The following is a 2,248-nucleotide window of genomic DNA, read 5'->3' on the forward strand; positions in this document are numbered from 1 at the left end:
ACTTTTGGGTGCGCGGATAGCCGCACAAGCTCCTCGACCGTGATATCCAGTTCTTCGGCCGCATTGTGCGGATGAGTGCCGACAGAGCAATAGATTTCGTCGAAAGTTTCAGCGATCTCAAGTACTTGCGGAAACCGCTTCACGCGTGTCGAGATCGTCACCATACGGCCAATTCCGGCGGCTAAAGCGCGGGCGACGATGGCCGCCCGCTCCTCGGCGAAATCTGGAAAATCCAGATGGCAGTGGCTGTCGACGAGCATCAGATGTTCGCGTCCGGCTGTTCGACGTAACGCGGAAACACGCCTTCCGGCACCGGCAACGCAGTGCCGGGCACAAGCGCGTGATCCGCGTGGACATGCACGAAATCGCGGCTCTCCGCCGGCACCGCCAGCAGGTCGAGCAGTTTCGCGGCCGAGCCCGGAGTGAAGGGCTGACACAGCACCGCCACGCGGCGCACGACTTCGGCGGTCGTCCACAGCACCGTTTCCATGCGCGCCGGGTTGGTCTTCTTCAGCGCCCATGGTGCCTCGCCGGCGAAGTAGCGATCGGCTTCCGCCACCACGCCGAAGATAGCTGCCAGCGCCAGATGGATGCCCTGCTCGGCGACCGCCTTGCGCGCGGTGTCGAGCGCGGCGGCGGCCTGATCCAGGATCGCTCTGTCTGCATCCGTCAGCTCGCCGCGCTGCGGCACCACGCCGCCGCAGTTCTTGGCGATCATCGACAGCGAACGCTGCGCCAGGTTGCCGAGACCGTTGGCAAGATCGGCATTGGTGCGGTTGACGATCGCGTCATGGCTGTAGCTGCCATCGTTACCGAACGGCACCTCGCGCAGGAAGAAGTAGCGCACCTGGTCGAGACCGTAGTGCTCGACCATCGCGAATGGATCGACGACGTTGCCAACAGATTTCGACATCTTCTCGCCGCGGTTGAACAGGAAGCCATGCGCGAAGACGCGCTTTGGCAACTCGATGCCCGCCGACATCAGAAATGCCGGCCAATAGACCGCATGGAAGCGGACAATGTCCTTGCCGATGATGTGCGTGGCCGGCCAATAGTGCCATTGCTCGGCCTTTGTGTCGGGATAGCCGGCGGCGGTGATGTAGTTGGTCAAGGCGTCGACCCAGACATACATCACATGCTTGTCGTCGCCTGGCACCGGCACGCCCCATTTGAAGGTCGTGCGCGAGATCGACAGATCCTTCAGCCCCGACTTGACGAAGCTGAGCACCTCGTTGCGGCGCTCGGTCGGACCGACAAAGTCGGGCTGGCTCTCATAAAGCGCCAGCAATTTGTCCTGATAGGCGGAAAGCCGGAAGAAATAGCTTTCTTCCTCGTTCCATTCGACCGGCGACCCAAGCGGTTCGCGGCGCACGCCGTCGTCGCCGAGCGTCGTCTCGCTCTCGTCGAAATAGGCTTCCTGGCGCACCGAATACCAGCCGCTATAGCGGTCGAGATAGATGTCGCCATTGGCGGCCATCGCTTTCCAGATCGCCTGACAGGATTCGTAGTGGCGCGGTTCGGTCGTGCGAATGTATTGGTCATTCGAGCCGCCCATCGCCTCGGTCATTGCGCGGAAAATCGCCGAATTGCGGTCGGCCAGCGCCAGTGGCGTTATACCTTCCTTCTCGGCAGTTTGCTGCATCTTCAGGCCATGCTCGTCGGTGCCGGTCAGGAAGAAGACGTCCTTGCCGTCCAGGCGCTGGAAGCGTGCCAGGGCGTCGGTTGCAATGACCGTATAGGCGTGGCCGATATGCGGCTTGCCGTTCGGATAAAAGATCGGGGTGGTGATGTAGAATTTGTCGCGTGACATGAATGAACCGTCATGAATGTCTGAATGGAAAGGCGTGGCGGTGGATATCGTATCGAGGCAGCATTTGCCATCCCGATCCAGGAAACCCAGTCACATTCGCATTGCAGAATTCAGGCGGTCGATCATGATCAAGGCGTGCTGCTTCTTATCGAGATTGTAAGTATCGGTCTCAGATATAGCGTCCAGCGCCTCATGCCAAGTGTCCGACAGCGTTTTGGCTCGTGCGAGATCGCCAGCCAGTGCTGCCTGGCTTGCCGCGTCCGACAACAGGTCTAGCACCCGGCGGTTGAAGATATCGAACTGGATCGCCTGATCGCGGCCGGCCACGGCTTCGGCGAGGCGGAACGCGCCGCCGACATCGCTCTTTTTCCCGGTGACCAGAGCGTCGAGCGTCGAAGCGATCTCCAACCCGCCATACTGCGTCAAGAGGATCGCGGT

Annotated in this window: 2 protein-coding genes and 1 pseudogene; all 3 read right to left on the reverse strand. The window is 60.9% G+C overall.

All coding sequences use genetic code 11. The features are described 5' to 3' along the window. Positions 1-260 (reverse strand): TatD family hydrolase (locus EN969_RS27600; protein ID WP_206525244.1); only part of this gene is annotated, 260 nt, incomplete at its 3' end. Continuing rightward, positions 260-1,810, reverse strand: a complete 1,551-nt coding sequence (gene metG, locus EN969_RS27605; RefSeq protein ID WP_063168014.1) for a methionine--tRNA ligase — start codon at positions 1,808-1,810, stop codon at positions 260-262. The genes metG and EN969_RS27600, both read right to left, overlap by 1 nt. A gap of 90 nt (positions 1,811-1,900) precedes the next feature. Then, positions 1,901-2,248, reverse strand: a pseudogene (locus tag EN969_RS27610) (DNA polymerase III subunit delta'); the annotation flags it as partial.

It is taken from the genome of Mesorhizobium sp. M7A.F.Ca.CA.003.01.2.1, from assembly GCF_003998945.1.
Classification (GTDB): Bacteria; Pseudomonadota; Alphaproteobacteria; order Rhizobiales; family Rhizobiaceae; genus Mesorhizobium; species Mesorhizobium ciceri.

What these genes read in the sequence shown, in the direction of transcription:
- metG (WP_063168014.1), bottom strand. Translation starts at nt 1,810, where the DNA reads ATGTCACGCGACAAATTCTACATCACCACCCCGATCTTTTATCCGAAC.